Source organism: Shimia marina (assembly GCF_001458175.1).
GTDB lineage: Bacteria > Pseudomonadota > Alphaproteobacteria > Rhodobacterales > Rhodobacteraceae > Shimia > Shimia marina.
Map to the genome: position 1 here is coordinate 478,195 of NZ_CYPW01000027.1, position 24,823 is coordinate 503,017.

Genomic DNA, 24,823 nt, shown 5'->3' on the forward strand with positions numbered 1-24,823 from the left:
TGGTTTTGGACGATTTGAAAAATGCGTGATTTTCCAACGTCTCCTGAGGCGTTTGATGCCTGTCTGTTTGATATGGATGGATTGCTCTTGGATACGGAGCGCATGTTTATGCGCTCCTTTGTGGCGCTGACTTCAGATCTTGATATTGCGCCTTCCGAGGCAGAGGCTTTTTTCATTACTTTGGTCGGTACATCCGCTGCCGAGACAACCCGGCGACTGGGGGCGTTTCTACCGTCTGGTGTCGATATAGCGGGGTTCGATTTGGTCTGGCGTGAAAATCATGCGGCCAATGCGGCTCAGGGAATTGCGCTTAAGCCCTATGTTTTGGAGGTGCTGTCTGCGCTGCATGTGCGAAATATCCCAATGGCGGTTGTGACATCCACGGCGGGCTGTTTTGCACGTAAACATCTCAAACATGCAGGTTTGCTTCGGTTTTTTGATGCCGTGTGTGCGGGGGACGAGGTGCGGGCAAACAAGCCACACCCGGAGCCGTATCTGACTGGCGCTGCGCTACTTGGTGTGGATGCGGCACGTTGTGTAGCATTTGAAGACAGTGATTTGGGCACGCGTGCGGCTATTGCGGCGGGATGCGCGACCTTTCAGATTCCTGATCTGCGTCCAACTGAGGTGCCGGTTCCAGACATTGGCCAGAAAGTGGTGACGCATCTTGGGGAAGCCGCCCGTCATATAGGTGTTTTGGAAGAAGGGTTTTGAGTTCTCAGCGTGATGAGAACGGATGAGTCGGAGCTCGTCGGCCTGTGGATAACTTGTTTCACCTGTGAAGGGTGTACTTGGCCATGGCGGCGTCTAAACGGCTCTTGGTTTCATTGATTTCAGTTTGTGAAATGCACGAAAAATAAAGGTTTTCGTTGTAAAGCAGGGGCATCTGAGCCGCATGCGTTGATTGCCCATTGTAATCCGGACGGGCTTGGTCTTATGTAGTCTAACGGCAGGATGTGTTCCGCCGCATGAGTTTCGCTGTTTGGTGTGTTCCGAATTGATCCGCTCAGCCCAAGAGGCATCGGGTCGGCGCACCAAATAGACCGATTGGGTCCGCATAGCGGATCGATAGAGACGCCCGCACCGTACGCGGAGGGCTTAGAACAGGCACTGACGTGGCGCAATCCGCCCGCGGTGTCGGAGAAGAAACGCGATGAAGCGCGCGATTGACATGAGAGACCGAGCAGAGGCCGTAAGCGGCCCTGACGGCGGCGCGCATCTCCTCGCTCAGACAAGACACCCCACTCAAGTTCAACGACCCGATCCCCCGGGAGGGGCGCGGCGCTTGCGCGGGTGCAAACGGACAACATGGCTAAGAAAATGCTCATCGATGCCACCCACGCGGAGGAAACCCGCGTCGTGGTGGTTGACGGAAACAAGGTTGAGGAATTTGACTTTGAATCCGAAAACAAACGCCAGCTTGCTGGCAACATCTATCTTGCAAAAGTAACACGGGTTGAGCCGTCGCTTCAGGCGGCCTTTGTCGACTATGGTGGAAACCGTCATGGATTCCTCGCTTTTTCAGAGATTCACCCGGATTATTATCAGATCCCAGTGGCGGATCGTGAAGCACTTCTTGAAGAAGAACGCGCTTATGCGGAGTCTTTGAAGGCACGTGATGAAGACGAGGAAAAGCCAAAGTCCTCGCGCTCTCGATCCCGGTCTCGCTCCCGTAAATCAAAAACGGATGATCAGGTTTCTGAAAACAAGACTGATGACACGTCGCCCGTAGAGTCGGTAGAGACCTCTGCACCGTTGGCTGAGATCTCCGGCATGGAAACCATTGATTTGGTGGAAGACGCAGGCGAAGACGCCGGTGAAGGCCTTTCGCCAATGGAATTGGTGGATGAGACGCCGGTTGAAGAACCCGTTGATGCGGTTGAAAGCGCGTCTGATGAGGCACAGCCAGAGGCGGACGCTGTCGCCGATGCACCCATTGCGGAGGACACGAATGACGTGTCTGCTGAAGAAACGGTTGTTTCTGAGGACGCAAGCGCACCTGAGGGCGTAGCGGAAGAGGCAGATGTTTCTTCTGAGGAGGGCGCTGGAGAGAGTGCTACTGAAGAAGTCGCGGCTCAAGACGAAGACAAAAAAGACGATGGTGGGAGCAAAACAATTGCGGCTAACACCGAAGGTGGCGATGCCGTTGTCAGTAAAGACCCGGAGACGGGCGAAGAAGTGGAAACGGAAGCCACTGAAACTTCTCTAGAGGATGGTGCACAACCTGAGCCGGCTGAAGCGGACGCTACCGCAGATATTGCCGATGACACTGCAGAGACAGAAAACGTTACTGCGGAAGCAAATGACACGGCTGAGGCCGCCACTGCAGACGCACCGGTTGTTGAAGAAGTCAGTGAAAGTGTAGAGGGCGCAGAGCAGGGTGCTGTGGAAGAAGCGTCCGGAGGCACTGCTGAAACCGAAGGCGTTTCAGCTGAGGGTCAAGAAGCGGCAGCAGTAGCGCCTGAAACTGACGTCGCTGAAACGGATACGCCAGCAGACACAGCAGTGGAAGCTTCTGAAGAGAGCGACGCTGACGCAGATGAAGATGGCGATGCGGAAGACGCAGAGGAAGACACTGGCAAAGGCGGTCGTCGCAACTCGCGCAGCCGTCGCTCGCGCAGCCGTTCAAAACGTTCTGACGCCTCTGAGAAGGATGAGAGCATCGAGTCCGTTGCGGATGAAGATGACAGCGAAGACATTCGCCCCCCTCGGAAGCCTCGGCCGCGCCGCTATAAAATCCAGGAAGTGATCAAAGTGCGCCAGATCATGCTGGTGCAGGTGGTGAAAGAAGAGCGCGGCAACAAAGGTGCTGCACTGACAACCTATTTGTCCCTGGCAGGCCGCTATTGCGTTTTGATGCCAAACACAGCACGCGGCGGTGGCATTTCGCGTAAGATCACAAATGCTGCAGATCGCAAGAAGCTCAAAGAAATCGCCAATGAAATTGACGTGCCAACCGGCGCAGGGCTTATTGTGCGCACGGCGGGTGCAAAACGCACCAAGAGCGAGATCAAGCGGGACTATGAATATCTGCAACGCCTGTGGGAGCAGATCCGCGAACTGACGCTGAAATCCATCGCCCCTGCTAAGATCTATGAAGAAGGCGACCTGATCAAGCGTTCGATCCGTGATCTCTATTCGCGTGAGATTGATGAGGTTCTGGTTGAAGGTGAGCGCGGCTATCGCATCGCCAAGGACTTCATGAAAATGATCATGCCGTCCCACGCAAAGAACGTTAAGCAGTATCAGGACAGCCTGCCGCTGTTTGCGCGCTATCAGGTGGAAAGCTACCTGTCGGGCATGTTCAACCCGACGGTGCAGCTGAAATCTGGCGGTTATATCGTGATTGGTGTCACGGAAGCTCTAGTGGCGATTGACGTGAACTCCGGCCGGGCCACCAAAGAGGGCTCGATTGAAGAGACCGCGCTGAAGACCAACCTTGAGGCCGCGGAAGAAGTGGCACGTCAGCTGCGCCTGCGCGATCTGGCTGGTCTGATTGTGATCGACTTCATCGATATGGATGAGCGCAAGAACAACACAGCGGTTGAGAAACGTCTGAAAGATAAGCTCAAAACCGATCGTGCGCGTATTCAGGTGGGCCGTATCTCAGGCTTTGGCCTGTTGGAAATGTCCCGTCAGCGTTTGCGTCCGGGTATGATTGAGGCCACAACACAGCCCTGTCCGCATTGTCATGGCACCGGTCTGATCCGCTCTGACGACAATCTTGCACTGTCTATTCTGCGACAGATCGAGGAAGAAGGGACCCGTGGTCGGTCTCGTGAGGTTCTGGTGAAAGCGCCGGTGGCGATTGCCAACTATCTTATGAACCAGAAGCGGGAGCATATTGCACAGATTGAGGCGCGCTATGGCCTGTCTGTGCGTGTCGAAGGGGATCCGCACCTCGTGTCGCCTGACTTCACGATTGAGAAATTCAAAACAGCGACGCGTTCTGTGCCTGAGCCTGAAGCGCCCGTTGTCTCCGGCGACATCGCCATTATGGATGCGATCGATGAGGCGGATGGGGAAGAGGAGGTTGTTGAAACAACCGATACTCCCGCTGCGGAAGAAGGGGAAGTCAAGCCCAAGAAGCGCCGTCGTCGCCGTCGTCGTCGCCGGGGTGGCTCTGAGGCAGGCGACGCTTCTGGAGATGGCGAGACCGGATCAGAAGACGCATCTGATGGCGGGGCGGAGTCACACGAGCCTGAGGCGGACAAGTCTGACGCTGGTGCCGAAGAGGATGAGGCAGAGAAGCCAAAGAAAAGTTCTTCTCGCAGCCGGAGCCGCAGTCGATCACGTAGCCGGTCTTCCAAATCGAAGAAGGATGAGGAGAGCGCTGGCGTTGAGGCGGGTTCTGATGAGGCGACGTCTGGTACGGATGCAAATACGACAGAAGAGGTAGCCTCCACAGCGGTCGAGCACGAGAAAGGCGAAGCGGAAGTGGCTTCCGCAGCACCAGAAGCAGAGGCTGCATCCGATACGGTTGCTGGTGCTGCAGCGGGTACGTCTCAGCCTGAGGCTATAAAGGCGGATGAGGTTGTGGAGGACACCGCCACATCGAGCCTCGCGAAGGAAACCGTGGAAGAGGTTGCACTTGAATCGGAAGCAGAGCCTGAGATGGCGAAGGAGCCGGCTGAGGTTGTTGTCTCCGCTGAGCCTGCTGCGCCACCTAAGCCGAAACGGCGTGGCTGGTGGTCTCGCGGATAAATTTTAGAAGCGCCGGGCAAGTCCCGGCGCTTTCGTTTGTGCTTAGGCACTAGCAATATGAAAAGTTACGAAAAAGTACCTTTTAGATCGAAAGGTGCTTTAAGCTTAAGAATATTTCTCAGACGTTATTGACGGCATGATCTCTCCGCGCACAAGGTACGCTTCATAAGATCAAAAAGGATCAGGGAGCAAAAAAATGAATTTGCGGAATGCGGCTTTGGCCGCTTCGATGGCGTTGATCGCTGCGACAGCGCAGGCGGATGTCAAAGTGGGTATGATCACCACCTTGTCCGGTGGCGGTGCAGGTCTTGGAATTGATGTGCGTGACGGCTTTATGCTGGCCGTCAAACAGGCCGGGCGCGACGATCTGGAGGTTGTGATTGAGGATGATCAGCGCAAGCCGGACGTGGCGGTGCAACTGGCAGACAAGATGATCCAATCAGAAAAGGTTGACGTTCTGACCGGTATCATTTGGTCTAATCTCGCGATGGCTGTGGTGCCTGCGGCCACGGCACAGGGCAAATTCTATCTGTCGCCCAATGCTGGACCTTCGCCATTGGCGGGCAAAGGGTGTCATCCGAACTATTTCAATGTGGCTTGGCAGAATGACAACCTGCATGAAGCTGCGGGTGCCTATGCAACTGACAGCGGCTTCAAAAACAGCTTTGTCCTCGCGCCGAATTATCCCGCGGGCAAGGATGCGCTGACCGGCTACAAACGCTTCTTCAAAGGAGAGTTGGCCGGGGAGCTTTACACCAAGTTGGGTCAAACTGATTATGCGGCAGAGATCGCCCAAATCCGTGCATCTGGTGCAGATAGCGTGTTCTTCTTCCTGCCCGGCGGCATGGGGATTTCTTTCCTGAAGCAATACGCCGCAAGCGGTGTGGATCTGCCATTGGTGGGGCCTGCATTCAGCTTTGATCAGGGCGTTCTGCAAGCGGTTGGGGATGCGGCCATGGGCGTAAAAAACACCAGCCAGTGGAACAAAGACATCGACAACGCAGCCAATGCGGCTTTTGTGGAGAGTTTTCAGGCCGAATATGGTCGTTTGCCTTCGCTGTATGCGTCCCAAGGCTTTGATACTGCGAACCTATTGATCTCGGCGATGGATAAAGCGGATGTGGCGGATGCGGATGCGTTCCGTGCAGCTCTGAAGGCAGCGGAGTTTGACTCTGTGCGTGGGGATTTCTCATTCGGGGATAACCACCATCCAATCCAGACCATCTATGTGCGTGAAGTGATCAAAGAAGGGGATGTGTTCACCAACAAGATCATCGCCACGGGTCTGAGTGACCATGTGGATGCGTATGGTGCTGAGTGCAAGATGTAATGGGAAATGGGGAGGGGGGGCTCCCCATTTTACCGCCTTTGACCAGAGGTCTTGGCGGGCATTTCGTAGATAAAACGACAAGAATACCGCCGCACTAGCGCGGCGATGCGCCACCTGTTGTGGCGTTGGGCAGGGCGATGACACCTCTTCTTTTCATTGAGCAATTGCTAAACGGGCTTCAGTTTGGCGTGATGTTGTTTTTGATGAGTGCCGGGCTGACGCTGGTATTTGGCGTTATGGGGCTGATCAATCTGGCACATGGTTCGCTTTATATGATCGGGGCCTTTGCCGCCGCCGCTGTGGCGGCTGCGACAGGGTCCTTTATTTTGGCCTTGATGGCGTCCCTGGCGGCGGCGGCGCTGGCGGGGGCCCTGATTGAACTGACGATCATTCGGCGGCTATATGATCGGGATCATTTGGATCAAGTGCTGGCGACCTTCGCGCTGATCCTGATTTTCTCGGAAGGCACGCGCTGGTTGTTTGGATCGTTTCCACTGTTTCTGGATGTACCAGCCGCTTTGGCAGGGCCGGTGACCTTGCCCGGCGGCATTGAGTATCCGACCTATCGGCTCACCATCATTGTGATTGGCTTTCTGGTCGCGGCGGGGATGTTTGCTCTGATCAACCGCACGCGTATTGGCATTCGCATTCGTGCTGGGGAAGCAGATCGGGAGATGATCGCCGCGCTTGGCGTGGATATTGCCAAGCTTTACACATTTGTCTTTGCGCTTGGCGCAGCTTTGGCTGGCTTTGCGGGCGCTTTGGTTGGCGCGATTCAATCGGTGCAGGTGGGCATGGGGGAGCCTGTGCTGATCCTTGCTTTTGTGGTGATTGTGATTGGCGGCATTGGCAGCATCAAAGGGGCCTTTGTCGGCGCGCTTTTGGTTGGGCTTACAGATACGATGGGGCGTTTTTTGCTGCCGCAGGTTTTTGCGCTGTTTATGGAGCCGTCGGCGGCGGTTTCCATTGGATCAGCTTTGGCATCAATGCTGATCTACATCCTTATGGCTGGCGTGCTGGTGATGCGTCCGCGCGGACTTTATGGGGTGAGCTGACATGAGCCGCGAAACCTATCTCAATATTGCAACGCTGGCTGTGCTGGCCGGAGTGCCTTTATGGGCTTGGATGGCAGATGAGCCATTCACCATCACATTGGCCACGCGTGCGGTTATTTTTGCGCTGGCTGGTGTTGGTTTGAACCTAGCCCTTGGATTGGGGGGCTTGGTGAGCCTTGGGCACGCCGCGTTTTTTGGCATTGGCGGCTATGCCATGGGGATCCTTGCCAGCCATGCGCAGTCTTACACGCCCTTGATAGAGGTGCCCTTTGTGATTGAGGGCACGAAATCCATGATTGTGATCTGGCTGGTGGCGATCTTGGCAAGCGCTTTGGCGGCTTTGGCGATAGGTGTTCTGAGTCTGCGCACTTCGGGTGTATATTTCATCATGATCACCTTGGCCTTCGGGCAGATGATTTATTATTTCGCGATCAGCTGGCCTGCCTATGGCGGCGAGGATGGGTTGTCGATCTATCTGCGCAATGACTTTCCGGGAGTGAACACGCTGATGCCGATGCAGTTCTTCGGATTGTGTTTTGCTATTCTCTGTCTGGTGCTTGTGGGAATGAACCTGCTTCAAAAATCGGCTTTTGGTCTGGCTTTGAGCGCCGCACGACAGAATGAGACACGTGTTCTTTCGGTGGGCATGGAACCTTATAAGCTTCGACTGGTGGCTTTTGTGATTTCAGGAGCCATCACTGGATTGGCTGGTGCTTTGTTCGCGGATCTCAACCGATTTGTGAGCCCAACCATGTTGAGCTGGCAAATGTCGGGAGAAATCATGATTTTCATTATCATTGGTGGCGTAGGGCGGCTGTTTGGTCCGGTCATTGGTGCAATGATATTCATTCTGCTGGAACATGTATTGGGGGGCTTGTCCGAATTTTGGCACGTCTATCTTGGTGCATTGCTGTTGGGCATCGTTCTTTTTGCCAAAGGGGGCGTGATTGGCGCGCTTGCCGGTCGGGAGAAGGCCCATGACTGATACTGTTTTGCGCGTTGAGAACCTGTTCAAGAGCTTCGGCGCCCTGAGGGCGACAAATGATGTCTCGCTAGATCTGCGAGCGGGTGAAATTCATGCGCTCATTGGGCCCAATGGGGCAGGGAAGTCGACGCTGATTCAGCAGATCACCGGGCATCTTGCCTCAGATAGCGGTCGCGTGTTTTTGATGGAGGAAGACCTCGCTGGTATTGGGCCGGCAGGGCGCGCGCGCAGAGGGCTGGGGCGGACATTTCAGATTTCGTCATTGGCGATGGAGCATACGGTTTTACAGAACGCAGTCCTTGGCGCCTTGGGGAGACGCGGGCATGCGATGTCGTTCTTCAAGCCGGTCATGAAAGATGTGGCCTTGTTGGAAGCTGCTCACAGCGCATTGGATCAGGTTGGCTTAGCGCAGCATGGGGCGGTTCGGACGGCGGATTTGAGCCATGGGCAGAGGCGTCAGCTTGAGGTGGCTGTGGCCCTTACGCTTCGTCCCAAAGTGTTTTTGATGGATGAGCCTATGGCGGGTCTCGGGCTAGAGGGCGCACAGCAGATGATTGGGCTTCTCACAGAGCTTCGGAATTCAGCGCCAATTCTTTTGATTGAGCATGATATGGATGCGGTCTTTGCCTTGGCGGATCGTATCAGCGTGCTGGTCTATGGTGAGGTGATTGCCACGGGAACGCCGGATGAGATCCGTGTTAATCCAGAAATACGACGCGCCTACTTGGGGGATGATGTGCCGCTATGAGCCTAATGTCACTCACGCATATCGAAGCTTTTTATGGATCAAGCCAAGCGCTGTTTGATGTGTCTTTGTCGGTGGATGAAGGTGAGGTGCTTGCGCTGATGGGACGCAACGGTATGGGCAAGACCAGCACCGTAAAAGTCATGTGTCGAATGTTAGGCCATGCTGCAGGTGAAGTGTCTTTCGCTGGGCGCGACATTGGGGGCATGCCTTCCCATAGGGCTGCGCGACTTGGGATTGGTCTTGTACCAGAAGGGCGCAGGTGTTTTGCAAATTTGACGGTTTATGAAAACCTGATTGCCGCGGCGCGCAAAGGGGCATGGGATTTTAATGCTGTCTGTCGCCTGTTTCCGCGGCTTGAAGAACGCCACGCGCAGTCTGCTGCTTCGCTATCTGGCGGGGAGCAGCAAATGCTAGCGATTGGGCGTGCGCTGATGACCAATCCGCGTTTGCTTATTCTGGATGAAGCCACCGAAGGGTTGGCGCCTGTGATCCGGCAGGAAATTTGGGAGGCCGTTGCCAAGCTAAAATCGGAAACGGGCATGGCGATCATTGCCATCGACAAAAGCTTGAAGGAACTGGGGCAGGTGGCAGACCGTGCGGTGATCCTTGAAAAGGGGCGCACGGTCTGGCACGGGCCATTTGCGGCTTTGGGTGCAGCGGAAACAGACCGGTATCTGGGTGTCTAGGTGCCGCTTTGAGGCAGTTTGGGCGCACTGCGATCGGTGGCCAGTTTTGCGTCTGAGAAGTGCCAAGGCCCGCGCACACCTTTGATGCCCTCCGCTTCAATCACCATGCCACGCGCCTGAATTTGAGGATCATTGAGCGTATCTGCGATGGCGTTGATCGGTCCTGCGGGGACGGTTGCGGCTTCCAATGCGGCGAGCAAATCCAGCGCAGTCCATTTTATCGTCTCAGCTTCAATTGCAGCCGTCAGGGCGTCGCGATGGGCAACGCGCAACTGATTTGTTGCATAGTCTGGGCAATCTTCGAGGTCGCCGCACGACAACACCCCACACAAGCGTTGAAACTGCCCGTCATTACCCACGGCGATGATAATGTGACCATCAGAGGTTGGCACCACTTGGTAAGGCGCGATGTTGGGGTGCGCATTGCCTTTGCGGGTGGGGCTGTCTCCGGTGGCAAGATAATTCATGGCTTGGTTGGCCAGAAGGGCGGTTGCACAATCCAGCAAAGACATGTCGATATGTTGACCTCTACCGGTCCTGTGGCGTTGCTCGACCGCGGCCAAGACGCCGATGGTGCCATAGAGGCCGGTTACGACATCCGTGACGGCGACGCCAACTTTCTGAGGCTGCCGGTCAGGTTCGCCGGTGATCGACATCAGGCCAGACATGCCCTGAATCATAAAATCATATCCGGCGCGTGTTGCGTAAGGCCCGGTTTGGCCAAACCCAGTGATGGAACAATAGATCAGCCGCGGATTGAGTTTGGACAGGCTGTCATAATCCAGCCCATATTTTGCAAGTCCGCCGACCTTGAAGTTCTCAATCAGAATGTCCGCGTCCTTGATCAGTGTGAGAACCTTTTCGCGCCCTTCATCGGTCCGAAAATCCGCCACCACAGATGTTTTGCCCCGATTGGCCGCATAGAAATAGGCCGCTGTCTTGTCCTCTTCACGTTCGATAAAGGGAGGCCCCCAGGTGCGGGTGTCATCGCCTTGGGGCGCTTCGACTTTGATCACTTCAGCGCCCAGATCCGCAAGAGACTGGCCAATCCAGGGGCCAGCGAGAATGCGGGCGAGTTCAACAACTTTGAGACCGTGTAGTGGGGTCATGGTGGGCTTTCACAGGTAAGGCGGCGTGCAGGCAGATATCACCTCAGCCGGTTTTTCAGACAGGTTTCGAAAACGATGAGGATGCTGACTGTCAAACAGGTAGCTGTCTCCGGCCCGCAGTATGCGGCTTTGTGTGCCGACGGTGACTTCCACTTCGCCGCTGATCACGATGCCGCCCTCATGCGCGGGGTGGCTGAGCATGGTTTCACCGGTATCGGCACCAGGTTCATACCGCTCTTTGAGGATCTGGAGGCCATGTGCGCGTGCATCCCCTATCTGTTTGAGGGTGAGCTGACCTGCGTCAGTTGGCAGCGCAGATGACAGATCCGTCAGATCATCCGGGCCAAAAAAGACCTGGCCGGGCAAAACGGCCTCTGGTTCAAAGAATTCGGCCATGGACATGTTCATGCCGCCCAGTATTTTGCGCAGGCTGGCAACAGAGGGGCTTGAACGGTTGGTTTCGATCATAGAGATCTGTCCATGCGGAACGTCTGCTGAAACCGCCAGCTGACGTTGGCTCAAACCCGCAGATATTCTTAATTTTTTAAGGCGATCCCCTACGTCAAATACGTTTTCCATGGCGTACCCATCCCTGCCAGCCAAACTGTGGTATTCTTGCTCTTCGTGACGTCGTGCAACACTTGTCATTTTCTCGTAGCAATGCTCAATATTTTGCGCAATAGAAGGAGAAAATCTTTTTGCGACGTTACGACTTTTGGACCTCATGTCCTTGACCCTTGGGCACTTAGGTTCACATTGGCGGCAACGAAAATCACTGTCTGTGCGTCTTGATGAAAAGGCGTGAGGAAGGAGACCACATGGCCAAAGATCTGGCACCGCAATCAAAACCTGACCTGGGTTCATTCAACTGGGAAGATCCTTTTCTGATCGAGAACCAGCTGGAAGAAGATGAGCGTTTGGTTCGGGACTCCGCGCGCGCTTATTGTGATGAAAAACTCGCCCCGCGCGTGACCGCTGCGTTTGAAAATGAAGAAACCGATCCTGCTATTTTTGCCGAAATGGGCGAGATGGGTTTGCTGGGCACGACCATTCCTGAGGAATATGGCGGGATCGGCGCGGGCTATGTAACCTATGGTCTGGTTGCACGCGAAGTGGAGCGGGTGGATAGCGGCTATCGTTCGATGATGTCCGTGCAGAGCTCTTTGGTGATGTACCCAATTTATGCTTACGGCTCTGAAGAGCAGCGCAAGAAATATCTGCCAAAACTGGCTTCTGGTGAGTGGATCGGCTGTTTTGGTCTAACCGAACCAGATGCTGGATCGGATCCTGCAGGCATGAAAACCACCGCTAAAAAAGTGGATGGCGGCTATGTGCTGCATGGCTCAAAGATGTGGATTTCGAACTCTCCAATTGCGGATGTTTTTGTGGTTTGGGCTAAGTCTGAAGCGCATGGTGGCAAAATCCGGGGTTTTGTGCTTGAGAAGGGGATGAAGGGCCTGTCCGCACCCAAAATTATGCATAAGGCTTCGCTGCGCGCTTCTATCACCGGTGAGATTGTTTTGGACAATGTCGAGGTTTCTGAAGATGCGCTTTTGCCGAATATCGAAGGTCTTAAAGGGCCGTTTGGCTGTTTGAACCGCGCGCGCTATGGCATCGCATGGGGCGCCATGGGGGCCGCGGAATACTGCTGGCATGCGGCACGTCAGTATGGTTTGGACCGCAAGCAGTTCAACAAACCTCTGGCACAGACACAGCTGTTTCAATTGAAGCTTGCCAATATGCAGACTGAGATTTCGCTTGGTTTGCAGGCTGCGCTGCGGGTTGGTCGCCTGATGGATGAGGCCAAGGCCGCACCAGAAATGGTGTCGATCATCAAGCGCAACAACTGCGGCAAGGCATTGGATATCGCGCGCTTGTCGCGTGATATGCATGGCGGAAACGGGATCAGTCTCGAGTTTGGCGTGATCCGCCATATGGTGAACCTTGAAACGGTCAACACTTATGAGGGCACTCATGATGTGCATGCGCTGATTTTGGGGCGTGCGCAAACCGGCCTGCAGGCTTTCTTTTGATCTAGCTCTTCAGTGATCACATTGCGAAATGCGCATTTCCTATCGGAGATGCGCATTTTTGCATAATTGAAGGTGACTGGCGCCAATGGCGTGCGAAACATCGTTTGTGTGCCAATGAAATTAGATCACGTAGTGAGACCTTAATCCACCAGAATTCGAATCGCCGCAGTAATTGGTTGGTCGCCGACCACATAGGCGCGGTGGTCATTGGTGGACAAAGTGACACGAATGTCGTGCACACCGGGAGGCAATTTCCCGATTGTTGTGGAGGGCGTGTACAGCCGACCAAGCTTCATCCCATTGAGATACAGATGGCCGTGGCCTGTGCCGGGAACATGGGGGCCGTCTGCAAGATGTGGCGTAAACTCGAAGTCTTCTGATAGGACTTCAATCTTCCATTTCAGACCTTGGCGCATGGCGACCACCTCAATAGCAGGTGCAGGTTCACCTTCGCCAACCTGACAGACATCCCCGATGCCAAAAAGGCCAAAATCAGGCGCAGCCCCTGTTTGTGTCGGTGCCACGAGGCGCGCGCGCGTGGTCAAGGTGCCGGCCTTCTCAAAGGTAAGGGAAAGCGGCAAGGTGCGACCATCCTGAAGCTCGCCGTTGGTTACGGACAGGATAATGTACATCCCATCGGCAGCCAGAGAGACCTCTGTATTGGCCGGAATAATGCGGCGGCTGTCAGAACCGCTGAGTGTGGCGGAGACCGCGCTGGGAGAACTCACAGAGACCAGCCGGTCCGGGGGGCCGCTGTTGGTGATATCGACAAAAACGGCTAGGTTGCTCGTGTCGTTTTCAAGTGGCGAAGCAATGGCATTGGTCAGGAGAATATCCGTATTCGGCACGCGGGTCATGAGCACCCAGAGCGTAAATGAAATGGCAGAGATCGCGAGTAAAACTCCGATCATTTTTCGCGCTTTCATCTAAATGGCTCCTCGCTATAGTCCGCCCATGTGCAAAAGGATGTCTCACCCAATTCCGCGGATCAAGGTTCTCCTGCAGATCGCTGCGTTGATCTTGTTTGTAGGCTGCGTAATTTCCACTGAGGCCCATGCACATACGTCTGAGGGCGGTTTTGTATTGTTGCTGCCCACCGATATGTACATTGCGGCGGGTATTCTCGCGGTGGCTTTGACCGTTATACTCTTGGTTGTGCTTCCTGATGACGTGGCGGTGCGAGCGTTTGAACCGGGCCGTTTTGTGCTCAGGAGAAAATTGTTTAAACGCATAGCGCGATGGGCGCTTCTCGTTCTGCAAACGCTCTCCTTTGTCGCCTTGGTGTGGTTGACTTACATCGGTCTGACAGGGCCCCGTGACCCGTTGGCAAACCCGTTGCCTCTGACAATCTGGACGTTGGGCTGGGGCGCTTTTCTTTTCCTGCAGGGGGTGTTGGGGGATCTTTGGCGCTGGATAGACCCTTGGCGGATCCCCGTGGCCATCACGCATTGGTGTGCCGGCTTGCGCAGGCCTTTGCGCTATCCGGTTTGGATCGGGCATTGGCTTGGCGTTGTCAGTTTCTTGGCATTTATGGGGTTCCTGCTCGCAGACCCGGCCCCATCAGATCCGGCCCGACTTGCGAAAATCGTTGCCTTGTATTGGTTGATCAACTTTGTCGGGCGCGTGGCCTTTGGGAGATGTTGGGCGCAACGCGCAGATGGTCTGACAATGATGCTTTCTCTTTACGGACGTATTGGTGTGTTTGGCGGAAGACGGGACCATCTTGTTATGGGACTCTTCGGATGGAGAATCCTAAAGGGGCGTGCCTTGCCATTGGGGCTCGCCGTGTTTTGCCTTTTGATATTGGGCAGTGGCATTTTTGATGGGTTGAATGAGACCTTCTGGTGGCTGGCTCAAATTGGGATCAACCCGCTGGCCTTTCCGGGCAGATCTGCGGTGATTGGTGAAACGCTGGTTGGGTTGGCGATCTCAAATATTGTGCTGATTGGCCTATTTGTCGCCGCGCTCTGGGCTGGGTTGAAGATTGGTCGCATTGAGATGCCGCTAACGCGCGCTGTTGGACTTTTTGCCCCGACCGTCTTGCCAATCGCGCTTGGCTACCATTTTGCACATTATTTCACGAGCTTTCTGGTAGAGGCTCAATATGCGCTGGCAGCGGCCACGGATCCCTGGGCCACTGGGCGTGATTATCTGGGGCTTGGCACGTTTTATGTGTCGACCGGTTTCTTTAACACACAAGACAGTGTGCGCATCCTGTGGCTCTGTCAGGCGGGTGGCGTGGTGAGTGGCCATGTTGTGGCGTTGATGCTCTCCCACGCCGTTGCGGTTCGCCATTTTGGCGCACGTGCCATGCTGTCTCAGCTGCCTTTGGTGGCCTTTATGATTGGTTGTACTTTCATTGGGCTTTGGCTGCTTGCATCGCCGCGCGGATTTTGACACAAACCTGTCCCTCAAAGCAGAAGCTGAGTTCATTTGCGCTCTAACAAGTGTGGTGAGTTCGGAGATTTCGGTCACAAAACCATGTGAACACAGGGGGACAGAAGATGACCAAGCCAAAGACGACACAGACCACGCGCCGGGGCGCATTGAAAACACTGGCACTTGGCGGCGGGGCTGCGGCCACATTGCCGCTCTGGGCACGGTATACCAGCGCTCAAACAGCAGCGCCGGTCAAGGTGGGGTTTCAGGTACACCGCACGGGGATTGGTGCGGCATATGGGCGGTGGTATGATCGCACGACCACAGCTGCGGCCGCCTTGATCAACGAGCAGGGCGGTATCAATGGACGGCCGATTGAGATCGTTGCGGAAGACGATGGGACAGATCCCAAGCGTGGCGCGGAAGTTGTCGAGAAATTTGTAAGTCAGCACCAATGTGATGTGGGCTTTGGCACGCTGTTTTCCCATGTTGTCATCGGTTCCGCGCCCCGTGCCGGAGAATTGAAGCTACCATATTTCGTGGTGAGTGAGGGGCATCATGTCGCCAGTGGCATGCTCAACCGCTATACATTGCAGCCCGGTATCACCGATGTGAAAAGTCAGGTGCAAGCCATGGCTCCCTTTGTGGCGGAAAACCTCGGCAAGAAGGTCACGATGATCTTTCCGGATTTCGCCTTTGGCCATGATCACCGCGATTTCTTTACAGCAGCGATTGAGGCGCAGGGCGGTGAGGTGCTTGAGCATATTGCCATCCCGCCAACCGAAACCTCATTCACCAAGTATTTCCCCAAAATCCCGCGGGACACGGAAGTGATTTATCACGTCATGGTTGGCCCTGCGGTTTTGACATTTGTGAAAGAGCTTGGGGAGTTTTTCGGCCCAAGCCGCCCGGAAATCTTTGGGTTTATCGACAGTCTTGAAGCCGTAGATATTGCCAGCCCGGGCCTTGAGTTTCTGGATGGCACGTATTTCTGGGAAGGCAACCCGCGTTACGCGCAGGACAATCAATCAGACTATGATGCGTTTTTCCGCGCGCGCGTGGGGGTTGATGCTAATGGGGCTTCCATCAGTGATCCCAAAGATGTCTCCACCTATGCGCATATGTTTGGATGCTGGGAAACGCTGCATGTGATCAAAGCCGGGATGGAGGCGGCCGGATATCAATCCGCTGCGGATCGTGGCAAGCTGATTGAGGCTGTGGAAGCGATTGAAGAGATGCCGCATTCCAATGCCTATCCGCAAGGCGCCAAAATCTTCAACGGCAAGACCCACCAGGTGTTTGGACACCAGTATATTTCAAAGGTGGTCGACGGAAAGCTGCTCCTCGTGCACACAACTTCCATTGAAGACACGCTCTATCCGGATGAAGTGGACTATACCACGCAACCGCTCTGAGAGCTGTTTGGTGCGCTGCTGCAGGTGGCGCACCTTTGATACATCTGGGCGACACATCTGGGTAAGAGTAAAGATGGATTTTGGACCTTATTTGATGCTCGCGACGCTGGAAGGCGCCGTGACAGCGGCGGTATTGGCCCTGACGGCCAGCGGGTTGGCTTTGGTGTTTGGTATCATGCGTGTGGTAAATGTGGCACATGGCGAATTCTTCATGCTTGGGGCGGTTCTGGCCTGGTGGGTGACCGACCTCATGGGGGCCACTCCGGTGCTTGGTTTTGCCATCGCACTCGTGGTGGTGCCTCTCATGGTCGCGGCGCTCGCGACCTTTGCGGATATGACCATCTTGAAACGGATCAACTATGATCCGGAGCGCACGATTGTCGCGACGATTGGTATTTTATATATCTTACAGCAAGTTACGCTCATGACTTACGGGCCTGACGCCCGCCCTGTGACCGCACCATTTAACACACGTCTTGCCTTGCCATGGTTTGAGAGGACCGAGGATGGCATCAGCCTTTATTGGCCTTGGGGCCTAAGTATTACGAGCTACAAACTGGCGGTGATTGGGGCGGCAGGTGGTGTGCTCCTTGGGCTTTGGGCCGTTATGAAACGAAGTCGGCTTGGCCTGATGATGCGCGCGACCGAGCAAGACCGCGAGATGGCGCTGGCTTTTGGTATCCCGGTTGAGCGCATATATGCGCTTGTCTTTGGAATGGGCGCGGGGCTTGCGGCCCTTGCCGCTGTACTGGTGGTTCCGATTCAGCAGGCGCATTATTTAATGGGTGGCGATCCTTTGTTGCTGAGCTTTATTGTGGTCATCATTGGCGGTTTGGGGAGCCTGCCCGGAACAGTTCTCGCCGCGCTTTTGATTGGATTGTCAGACGGGATCATTTCGGTCTTCTTCTCACCCACGCTGGCCAAAATCTTGGCAACGCTGCTTGTGGCGATGTTGCTGGTGTTCCGCCCACAGGGAATGTTTGGGGAGCGCCGATTATGAGACGCGATGTGCAAAAAAACCTGCTGTTGCACGGCGGCGTTCTTGTTGCGCTCTTTGCGCTGCAATTTGTTTTACCAGCCTATCATCATGGCAATGTGGCGCGGATTATGGTTCTGGCGACCTATGCCATGGGATATAATTTATTATTTGGTTACGTGGACTTACTGAGCCTTGGTCATGCGGTTTTCTTTGCCGCGGGTCTTTACGGGATGGGGATCGCGGTGAGCCATTTGGGAGTGTCTGCGCCCCTTGGGCTCATGATTGGCGTGCTGGCAGGCGGCGTGGTTGGGGCCATCATCGGCGCGCTGGCATTGCGCACAGAAGGCGTGGCTTTCATGATCGTCACATTGATGTTTGCGCAGGCTGGATACCTGATCATTCTCTATTTTGGGGAGATTACCCGCGGGGACGAAGGGTTTGTGATCCAACAGGTGGATCGCTTGTTCTTTGGGGGGGATCTGAGCGATCCATTCATCAGATATTATGCTGCGTTTACAGTATTCTGTATCTCTTTCTTAAGTATTTTGGCTCTGTTGCATTCCCCCTTTGGTAAAACCCTGATTGCCATTCGGGAAAATCAAGAGCGCGCGGTGATGCTGGGGTATAATGTGATGCGCTTCAAGCTGCTTGCTGTGATTTTCTCTGCTGCTCTTTCGGCTTTGGCAGGAGCCACTTATGGGCTTTTGTTCGGTTATGTCGGTGCGAGTTTTGCCTCGGTGCAATACTCAATTTTTCCATTGCTTTGGGTGCTTTTAGGGGGCGCAGGCACCGCTTTGGGGCCCTTGGTTGGTGTGTTTTTTATGTTTTACCTCATCGACATAAGTTCCGGCATGACGACCGCCTATATGTTGGTCGCTGGGGTGGTTTTGGTGGGGCTCACGCTGTTTGCGCCTCAGGGATTGATGGGGGAAATCCGGCGTCGTTTTTGGAGGTGGCTGCCATGAGCGTTTTGGTTGCTAAAGGGTTAATAAGGCAATTCAACGGCTTGCGCGCGGTTGATAATGTGACCCTGGAGATCCCTGAGCAGCAGGTTCGGGCTTTAATAGGCCCAAATGGCGCGGGAAAGACAACTTTGGTGGGCCTGCTTTCTGGTCGCTTAGCGTGCTCAAACGGCAGGATTGATTTTCTAGGACGGGACATCACGAAGGTCCCACCGCATAAGCGTATCGCCATGGGGATGGCCTATACATTTCAAATTACATCGATTTTCCCCAGTCTTTCGGTTCATGAGAACGTAGCGATCGCCGCGCGCCGGCTGTGTCGGAATGAGAAGGACACAAGGGCTGTTGTGGCGGATGCACTCAAGCGTGTCTCTTTGGCACATGTGGCAAACACGGATGCCGCAGATCTGAGCTATGGACATCAGCGCCTTCTGGAGATCGCAATGGGCCTGTCACAGTCACCCCGTTTGTTGATCCTTGATGAACCGACGCAGGGATTGGCAGAAGGGGAAGTGGCCGAATTTATCAAGCTGATACATGATATACGGCAGAACACGACGGTTCTCTTAATCGAGCACAATATGGATGTTGTCATGCAAGTGGCTGATGTTGTGACGGTTTTGAATCACGGTCAGGTTTTGTTCGAAGGCACGCCTGCAGATGTGCAAGCCAACATTGAGGTCCAGACGGCCTATCTTGGGGGCGCGCATGTTAAAGCTTGATCAAGTCGATGCAGGTTACGGGCGTGCGCAGGTTTTGCGGTCTGTGTCTCTGGAAGCGAAAGCCGGCGAAATCACATGCTTGTTGGGACGTAATGGTGCCGGGAAGACCACGACACTTAAGGCGATCATGCAGGTGATACCTTTGATGAGTGGTGCCGTGTATTTAGAGAGCAGCTCTTTGTCAGAACGGGCAGCGCAGGATGTGGCGCGCAGTGGTGTTGGCTATGTGCCTCAGGGACGTCGGTTGTTTGGCGCTTTGACGGTTGCTGAAAATCTGGATGTTGGCCGCTTTACACGACCGCAAGACAGCATGGTTCTGGAGGAGGTTTTTGAACTTTTTCCGCGGCTGCGGGAAAGATCTCAGCAGCGCGCCAATACGTTGAGTGGCGGAGAGCAACAGATGCTGGCCATGGCGCGTGCTCTTTGTTTGCGCCCAAAGGTGGTGCTTTTGGATGAACCTACGGAGGGTTTGCAGCCATCAATGATGGAGGCGATCCGCAATGTCACCCGGACTTTAAGAGAACGCGGGGTTGCTGTGGTTTTGGTGGAGCAACGTATTGAAGCCATTCTGGACTTGGCAGATCATGCAGTTTTCTTGGAGAACGGACAGGTGGTGGAGACCGTGCCAGGGGAGGCTCTGCGTGATACGCCTCAGATTTTGGCACGCCATTTGGGGGTGTAGCCTTCCTCGTAACAGGCTTGTTCAAAGCAGCTTTTGAAGCAGGAGGAGAAAGATGGTCTGTTCTGTCTCATTTAGGGGCGAGAGCGTGTCTTTTGTGATCTGGCGCGCGGCCTGAGTGCGGGTTTCAAACAAGGACCAGCCCTCAGAGGTGGCTTTGACAAGCACGCGGCGCTGATCTTTTGGATCAGGCATGCTTTCAACGAGGTTGCGTGCGCGCAGCCTGTCTACCACGCCCTTTATCGTCGCAGCGTCCATTGCCGTTGCACGCCCCAATGCGTTTTGAGGCAAGGCACCAACTTCACAGAGTTTGGCCAGTGCCGCGAATTGCGTGGGGGTGAGATCAGAAATTCCTTCGGCAAAAATAGCAAGGTGGCGTTGATTGGCACGCCGCATCAGGAAACCGACCTGCGCATCAAGACGATAATCAAGGGCGGTTTCGTCGGGCGCTTGCGTCTTGGGTGTCGCTTTGTTTTGAGTCATACCGGGCTCTGTGCTCTACATGCTTTTAAATGGCTTCGGGGGCAGGGGCATATGCGTCCCTTTGGGATCTTCTGTCTCAGATGTGACGCCATGCAAACAAATGTCGTCCATCAATGGGGTGAGAGATCAGAATGGGTATTTATCACCGTCCCGACAAGTTGAAAGACGCGCTGCACCTGCTTGCAAGTGCGCCTGTGACCTTGGCGTCTGGCTGCACCGATCTCTTTGCAGCAACCGAGGCCGCTGCTTTGGAAGGGCAAATATTGGATCTCACCAATATCGCGCCATTGAAAACCATAGAAAATTGCCATGGTCATTGGCGTTTCGGCGCCGCTGTGTCGTGGTCTTCTATTGTGGGGGCTGCTTTGCCGCCAGCTTTTGACATGCTGAAAGCTGCTGCGCGCCAAGTTGGTGGCGTGCAGGTTCAGAATGCCGGAACTCTTGGTGGTAATATTTGCAACGCCTCACCAGCCGCTGATGGTGTTCCACCGTTGCTGGCGCTTGATGCGCGGGTGGAATTGCAGAGTGTTTCAGGCATGCGATACGTCCCTTTATCTGCATTTATCACAGGCCCACGTCAGACCACCCGGCGTAGAGATGAGATCATGACCGCGATTTTGGTTGATGAAGGTAAGGCACAAGGCAGCAGTGCCTTTCTGAAGTTGGGTACGCGCAAGCATCTTGTGATTTCTATTGCCTCGGTGGCGGTGCGTTTGCGGCTTAACGGAGATCGCGTGGCAGAGGCGGCGCTGGCTGTGGGGGCTTGCAGCCCAGTTGCTTGCCGACTTGGTGCGGTGGAAGCTGCCTTGTCGGGGGTGAGGGTCGATACGGTCGAGCAGCATGTGATGGAGGCAGATGTGCGAGCGGCTCTTGCGCCGATCTCAGACATTCGGGCCACCTCAGCCTATCGTCTGGACGGTGTTCCAAGCCTGGTCCGCAATGCGCTGATCCTCGCGTCAGGGCGCGGAAAGGCGTTAGAATGATCAGGCTTCAGATTAATGGGCGCGCGCTAAATTATGAGGGGGATCCTCGACGGAGACTGTCGGATGTATTGCGCCACAACTATAGGCTGACCGGAACAAAAGTGGGCTGTGATGCAGGTGATTGTGGTGCTTGTACCGTGTTGGTGGACGGTGCGGCTGTCTGCGCTTGCCTGACCCCCATCGCACAGGTTTCCGAGCGCCGGGTTGAGACCATTGAAGGGCTGCATCCGCGCGGACCCGGCGCTTTGCAACGGGCGTTCCTGCGGCATGGGGCGGCACAATGTGGGATATGCTCTCCGGGTATGGTGATGGCAGCGGAAGCACTTTTGCGTGACACGCCAAAGCCAGACAGATCGCAGGTGGAAACTGCGCTATCGGGTGTTCTGTGCAGATGCACAGGCTACCAGAAGATCATTGCTGCTGTTTTGGATGTGGCCGGATCTGAGGAAGAGACTTCACCAAAATCTGGTAAAGCAGTCGGTGCAAGAGTTGAAAGGCTGGACGGCGCGGCCAAACTCTGTGGTGAGGAGGCCTTTGGTGCGGATTTTGTTCCTGATAACGCGCTTTGGGTGCGGGCCATCCGCAGCCCCTATGCAGCGGCGCGGTTTGCCTTTTCTGAGCTGAGCGCGTGGGCTGCGCGGCTTGGGGTGCAAGTCTTCACAGCAGAAGATGTGCCCGGACGCAATTGCATTGGTGTGATCCCAAGGTTTGCGGATCAGCCGGTCTTGGCGGAACGTCATGTGCGCATGGTGGGGGAAGCAGTGGCGCTTGTTGCTGGGCCAAGGGAGGTTGTGCAGGCGCTTGATCTCACCACCGCGCCAATCAACTGGTTTCAGGAACAGTCTGTGGATTTGCAAGACGCCAAAACCAATGGCGTAAAACCTCTGCATGACACGCGCCCCGATAATATTTTGATTGCTGGTGTGGTATCTCGTGGTGATGCGCAGGCGGCTTTTGAACAGGCGTTCCACCAGGTGCACGGGATGTTTGAGACCACGCATGTAGAACATGCCTATATTGAGCCAGAAGCAGGAACAGCCTGGATGGAAGGGGATGTACTTAATATCCGCGCCGCCACGCAGGCCCCTGTTATGGATCGGGACGATACGGCACTTTTTCTTGGGATGCCTCAAGAGAAAGTTCGTATCCGTCCAGCGGCCACAGGTGGAGGATTTGGCGGCAAGCTTGATATGTCCGTTCAGCCTTTGCTAGGGCTGGTTACACGTCTGACCGGGCGTCCAAGCGTTATGGTCTTCTCCCGTGCCGAGAGCATGCAGGCCAGCACAAAGCGCCATCCGGCCCAGATGACGGCACGTCTGGCCGCTGATGCGCAGGGCAAGCTGACTGGCATGTGCTTTGATGGGGATTTTGACACAGGTGCCTACGCCAGCTGGGGGCCTACGGTAGCCGTGCGTGTGCCTGTGCATGCGAGCGGCCCTTATCAGATCCCAAACTATCAGGCCGAGGCGCGTGCCATCCATACAAACGGTCCGGTGGCAGGCGCCTTTCGAGGATTTGGCGTGCCGCAAGCAACGGTTTTGCAGGAAACCCTGATGGATCAGTTGGCCGTCAAGCTTGGAATGGATCGGCTGGTTTTTCGCCAGCTTAATGCGCTGCAAGATGGGCAGCAAACGGTCTGTGGGCAGCGGCTACAGACCGTTGGCATCGGGGCCTGTCTGGATGCCCTGGCTGCGCGTTGGGCGCAGGCGAATGAAGAAGTTGCCGCATTTAATGGGCAATCAGGACGTCTGCGGCGCGGGATCGGGCTCGCAAGTTGCTGGTATGGTTGCGGCAACACCGCTTTGCCAAATCCTTCAACCATGCGCATGGGCCTGACGGCTGAAGGGGTTTTGTGCCTCCATCAAGGGGCCATGGACATTGGTCAGGGCGCAAATACCGTGATGGCGCAGATCGCGGCGGATGGCTTGGGCGTGACGGTGGATCAGTTCACACTGATCGATGCAGATACAGCGATCACGCCTGATGCTGGCAAGACCTCCGCAAGTCGGCAAACGGTGGTGAGCGGCCAAGCCGTTTTGCGCGCCGCTCAGGCGCTGCGGCAACAGATTTTGCAGCTTGTGAACATGGGGCAAGGCGCGAAGATAGAGATTGGGCCCAAACACGTGACAGTTTCGCAAGGGGCGCAGCGACGTGACGTTGCTCTGAGAGATTTGCCCTTGGGGGCGGAAGGTTACGTGCTGATGGCAGAGGCGCGGTATGATCCACCGACCGAGGCGCTTGATGCGCAAGGGCAGGGCGCGCCCTATGCGGTCTATGGATATGGTGCGCAACTTGCAGAGGTGGAGGTTGATCTTGATCTCGGTACCGTTAAGACGCTGCGGGTGAGCGCGGCGCATGATCTGGGTCGTGTGATCAACCCGACGCTGGCAGAAGGGCAAATTGAGGGCGGTATCGCGCAGGGCTTGGGTATGGCCCTCATGGAAGAATATGTGCCGGGGCAGACTTGTAATCTGCATGACTATCTGATCCCAACGGTGGGCGATATGCCTGAAGTGGTCAGCCACCTCATCGAGGTGCCCGATCCGGAAGGCCCGTTGGGGGCGAAAGGTCTGGGCGAACACGCGCTTATTCCAACCGCGCCCGCGATTTTGAATGCCATTACACACGCCTGTGGCGCGCAGCTCACACAACTGCCTGCGCGCCCTGATCGCGTTTTAGCGGCCATCAAAGCTGCAGCACTGAAAGCAGAAACGGCGTGATCAGCTCTCTTTGAAAATGCGGGCGAGAGCGCAGAATTGTTCCAGTGAAACGCGCTCAGCACGCTCTGTTGGCTGAATGCCTGCCGCCAAGAGCCGGTCTTCGATATCGGGCGCCTGACCCTTGAGGGCGGCGCGCAGCATTTTACGACGTTGATTGAAAGCTGCAGCAACGAGGCGTGACAATGTGTCAGCATCTGCAGGGTAACGCGGCTCTGGTAGGGCTGTGAGGTGCACAACCGCGGAATGTACTTTGGGCGGAGGCGAGAAGGCGCCGGGGGGCAGGGACATCACAATATTTGCGTTGGCACGCCATTGAGACAGTATGGCCAGACGGCCATAGGCCTTGGATCCGGGCGTCGCTGTAATACGTTCCGCCACTTCACGCTGAAACATGAGGGTGAGGCTCTGCCAGAAGGGCGGCCATTCTTTCGGGGTGAGCCAGCGCACCAGAAGCTCTGTGCCCACGTTATAAGGCAAGTTGGCGGCCACACGGATGGGGGGCGTCAGATGGCTGAGCGGGTCGACTTCAAGCGCATCGCCATTGATCACTTTCAGCTGTCCCGGGTAAGCCGCTTCGATTTCTGCCAGGGCGGACATGCAGCGCTCATCTTTTTCGATGGCAAGCACGCGACGGGCACCTTCGGCCAACAGACCTCGTGTCAAACCACCAGGCCCTGGGCCGATTTCCAGCACGTCACAGTCTGTCAGGTCGCCTGCGCGGCGGGCAATTTTTGCCGTCAAATTGAGGTCCAGCAGGAAATTTTGCCCCAGCGATTTCCGCGCTGAGAGGCCATGTGTATCGATCACTTCGCGCAGTGGGGGAAGATCGTCTATGGCGCTCATTGGGTCAG

21 protein-coding genes are annotated in these 24,823 nt (G+C 55.4%); 16 read left to right on the plus strand and 5 right to left on the minus strand.

Going from position 1 to position 24,823, the window contains the following annotated elements:
• Positions 1-21 precede the first annotated feature (21 nt).
• The 7 genes from SHM7688_RS14940 (at position 22) to SHM7688_RS14970 (ending at position 9,508) form a co-directional block, all read left to right on the plus strand.
• On the plus strand, positions 22-714 hold the full coding sequence (locus SHM7688_RS14940) for an HAD family hydrolase (RefSeq protein WP_058240732.1): 693 nt from the start codon (positions 22-24) through the stop codon (positions 712-714).
• Positions 715-1,308: 594 nt separating this feature from the next.
• The gene (locus SHM7688_RS14945; RefSeq protein WP_223229186.1) at positions 1,309-4,704 is read left to right on the plus strand and encodes an Rne/Rng family ribonuclease; all 3,396 of its coding nucleotides are present in this window, start codon (positions 1,309-1,311) and stop codon (positions 4,702-4,704) included.
• Between the two features lie 196 nt (positions 4,705-4,900).
• Positions 4,901-6,034 (plus strand): ABC transporter substrate-binding protein, encoded by a 1,134-nt coding sequence (locus tag SHM7688_RS14950; RefSeq protein WP_058240734.1) that lies wholly within the window; start codon positions 4,901-4,903, stop codon positions 6,032-6,034.
• Between the two features lie 137 nt (positions 6,035-6,171).
• Complete coding sequence (locus SHM7688_RS14955) at positions 6,172-7,089, plus strand: branched-chain amino acid ABC transporter permease (protein WP_058240735.1); 918 nt, start codon at positions 6,172-6,174, stop codon at positions 7,087-7,089.
• 1 nt (position 7,090) lies between these two features.
• Positions 7,091-8,074 carry a branched-chain amino acid ABC transporter permease gene (locus tag SHM7688_RS14960; protein ID WP_058240736.1) on the plus strand — a complete coding sequence of 328 codons (984 nt, stop codon included), beginning with the start codon at positions 7,091-7,093 and terminating at the stop codon, positions 8,072-8,074.
• A complete protein-coding gene (locus SHM7688_RS14965; protein ID WP_058240737.1) occupies positions 8,067-8,822 on the plus strand; it encodes an ABC transporter ATP-binding protein in 756 nt (251 codons plus the stop codon). The genes SHM7688_RS14960 and SHM7688_RS14965 overlap by 8 nt, the downstream gene beginning before the upstream one ends.
• Entirely contained in the window at positions 8,819-9,508 is a 690-nt protein-coding gene (locus SHM7688_RS14970; RefSeq protein ID WP_058240738.1) for an ABC transporter ATP-binding protein, read from the plus strand. The genes SHM7688_RS14965 and SHM7688_RS14970 overlap by 4 nt, the downstream gene beginning before the upstream one ends.
• On the opposite strand, the gene SHM7688_RS14975 is transcribed toward SHM7688_RS14970, so the two are convergent.
• Together SHM7688_RS14975 and SHM7688_RS14980 are read right to left on the minus strand one after the other, a co-directional pair.
• A complete protein-coding gene (locus tag SHM7688_RS14975; RefSeq protein WP_058240739.1) occupies positions 9,505-10,617 on the minus strand; it encodes a CaiB/BaiF CoA transferase family protein in 1,113 nt (370 codons plus the stop codon). The genes SHM7688_RS14970 and SHM7688_RS14975 overlap by 4 nt on opposite strands.
• A gap of 9 nt (positions 10,618-10,626) precedes the next feature.
• Complete coding sequence (locus SHM7688_RS14980) at positions 10,627-11,196, minus strand: cupin domain-containing protein (RefSeq protein ID WP_058240740.1); 570 nt, start codon at positions 11,194-11,196, stop codon at positions 10,627-10,629.
• Positions 11,197-11,435: 239 nt separating this feature from the next.
• Here SHM7688_RS14980 and SHM7688_RS14985 point away from each other — a divergent pair, with 239 nt between their 5' ends.
• Positions 11,436-12,650 (plus strand): acyl-CoA dehydrogenase, encoded by a 1,215-nt coding sequence (locus tag SHM7688_RS14985; RefSeq protein ID WP_058240741.1) that lies wholly within the window; start codon positions 11,436-11,438, stop codon positions 12,648-12,650.
• Between the two features lie 140 nt (positions 12,651-12,790).
• Here SHM7688_RS14985 and SHM7688_RS14990 read toward each other — a convergent pair whose 3' ends face one another.
• Complete coding sequence (locus SHM7688_RS14990; RefSeq protein ID WP_083499068.1) at positions 12,791-13,576, minus strand: copper chaperone PCu(A)C domain-containing protein; 786 nt, start codon at positions 13,574-13,576, stop codon at positions 12,791-12,793.
• A 40-nt stretch (positions 13,577-13,616) separates the two neighbouring features.
• Between SHM7688_RS14990 and SHM7688_RS14995 the strand changes: the two genes are divergently transcribed.
• The 6 genes from SHM7688_RS14995 to SHM7688_RS15020 all read left to right on the plus strand — a co-directional run bounded on the left by SHM7688_RS14995 (position 13,617) and on the right by SHM7688_RS15020 (position 19,789).
• The gene (locus SHM7688_RS14995; RefSeq protein ID WP_223229185.1) at positions 13,617-15,047 is read left to right on the plus strand and encodes a hypothetical protein; all 1,431 of its coding nucleotides are present in this window, start codon (positions 13,617-13,619) and stop codon (positions 15,045-15,047) included.
• A gap of 107 nt (positions 15,048-15,154) precedes the next feature.
• Positions 15,155-16,444, plus strand: coding sequence for an ABC transporter substrate-binding protein (locus SHM7688_RS15000; protein ID WP_058240743.1), 1,290 nt, complete (start codon positions 15,155-15,157; stop codon positions 16,442-16,444).
• Between the two features lie 73 nt (positions 16,445-16,517).
• Complete coding sequence (locus tag SHM7688_RS15005) at positions 16,518-17,444, plus strand: branched-chain amino acid ABC transporter permease (protein ID WP_058240744.1); 927 nt, start codon at positions 16,518-16,520, stop codon at positions 17,442-17,444.
• The gene (locus SHM7688_RS15010; protein ID WP_058240745.1) at positions 17,441-18,388 is read left to right on the plus strand and encodes a branched-chain amino acid ABC transporter permease; all 948 of its coding nucleotides are present in this window, start codon (positions 17,441-17,443) and stop codon (positions 18,386-18,388) included. Before SHM7688_RS15005 ends, SHM7688_RS15010 begins: the two co-directional genes overlap by 4 nt.
• Positions 18,385-19,107 carry an ABC transporter ATP-binding protein gene (locus SHM7688_RS15015; RefSeq protein WP_058240746.1) on the plus strand — a complete coding sequence of 241 codons (723 nt, stop codon included), beginning with the start codon at positions 18,385-18,387 and terminating at the stop codon, positions 19,105-19,107. Before SHM7688_RS15010 ends, SHM7688_RS15015 begins: the two co-directional genes overlap by 4 nt.
• A complete protein-coding gene (locus tag SHM7688_RS15020) occupies positions 19,094-19,789 on the plus strand; it encodes an ABC transporter ATP-binding protein (RefSeq protein WP_058240747.1) in 696 nt (231 codons plus the stop codon). Before SHM7688_RS15015 ends, SHM7688_RS15020 begins: the two co-directional genes overlap by 14 nt.
• Before the next feature lie 21 nt (positions 19,790-19,810).
• On the opposite strand, the gene SHM7688_RS15025 is transcribed toward SHM7688_RS15020, so the two are convergent.
• Complete coding sequence (locus tag SHM7688_RS15025) at positions 19,811-20,269, minus strand: MarR family winged helix-turn-helix transcriptional regulator (RefSeq protein WP_058240748.1); 459 nt, start codon at positions 20,267-20,269, stop codon at positions 19,811-19,813.
• 131 nt (positions 20,270-20,400) lie between these two features.
• On the opposite strand from SHM7688_RS15025, the gene SHM7688_RS15030 reads away from it, so the two are divergent.
• Positions 20,401-21,252 (plus strand): FAD binding domain-containing protein, encoded by an 852-nt coding sequence (locus SHM7688_RS15030; RefSeq protein WP_058240749.1) that lies wholly within the window; start codon positions 20,401-20,403, stop codon positions 21,250-21,252.
• Entirely contained in the window at positions 21,249-23,972 is a 2,724-nt protein-coding gene (locus SHM7688_RS15035) for a molybdopterin-dependent oxidoreductase (RefSeq protein WP_058240750.1), read from the plus strand. Before SHM7688_RS15030 ends, SHM7688_RS15035 begins: the two co-directional genes overlap by 4 nt.
• On the opposite strand, the gene rsmA is transcribed toward SHM7688_RS15035, so the two are convergent.
• Positions 23,973-24,815, minus strand: coding sequence for a 16S rRNA (adenine(1518)-N(6)/adenine(1519)-N(6))-dimethyltransferase RsmA (gene rsmA, locus SHM7688_RS15040; protein ID WP_058240751.1), 843 nt, complete (start codon positions 24,813-24,815; stop codon positions 23,973-23,975). It lies immediately after the preceding gene.
• Positions 24,816-24,823: the final 8 nt, after the last annotated feature.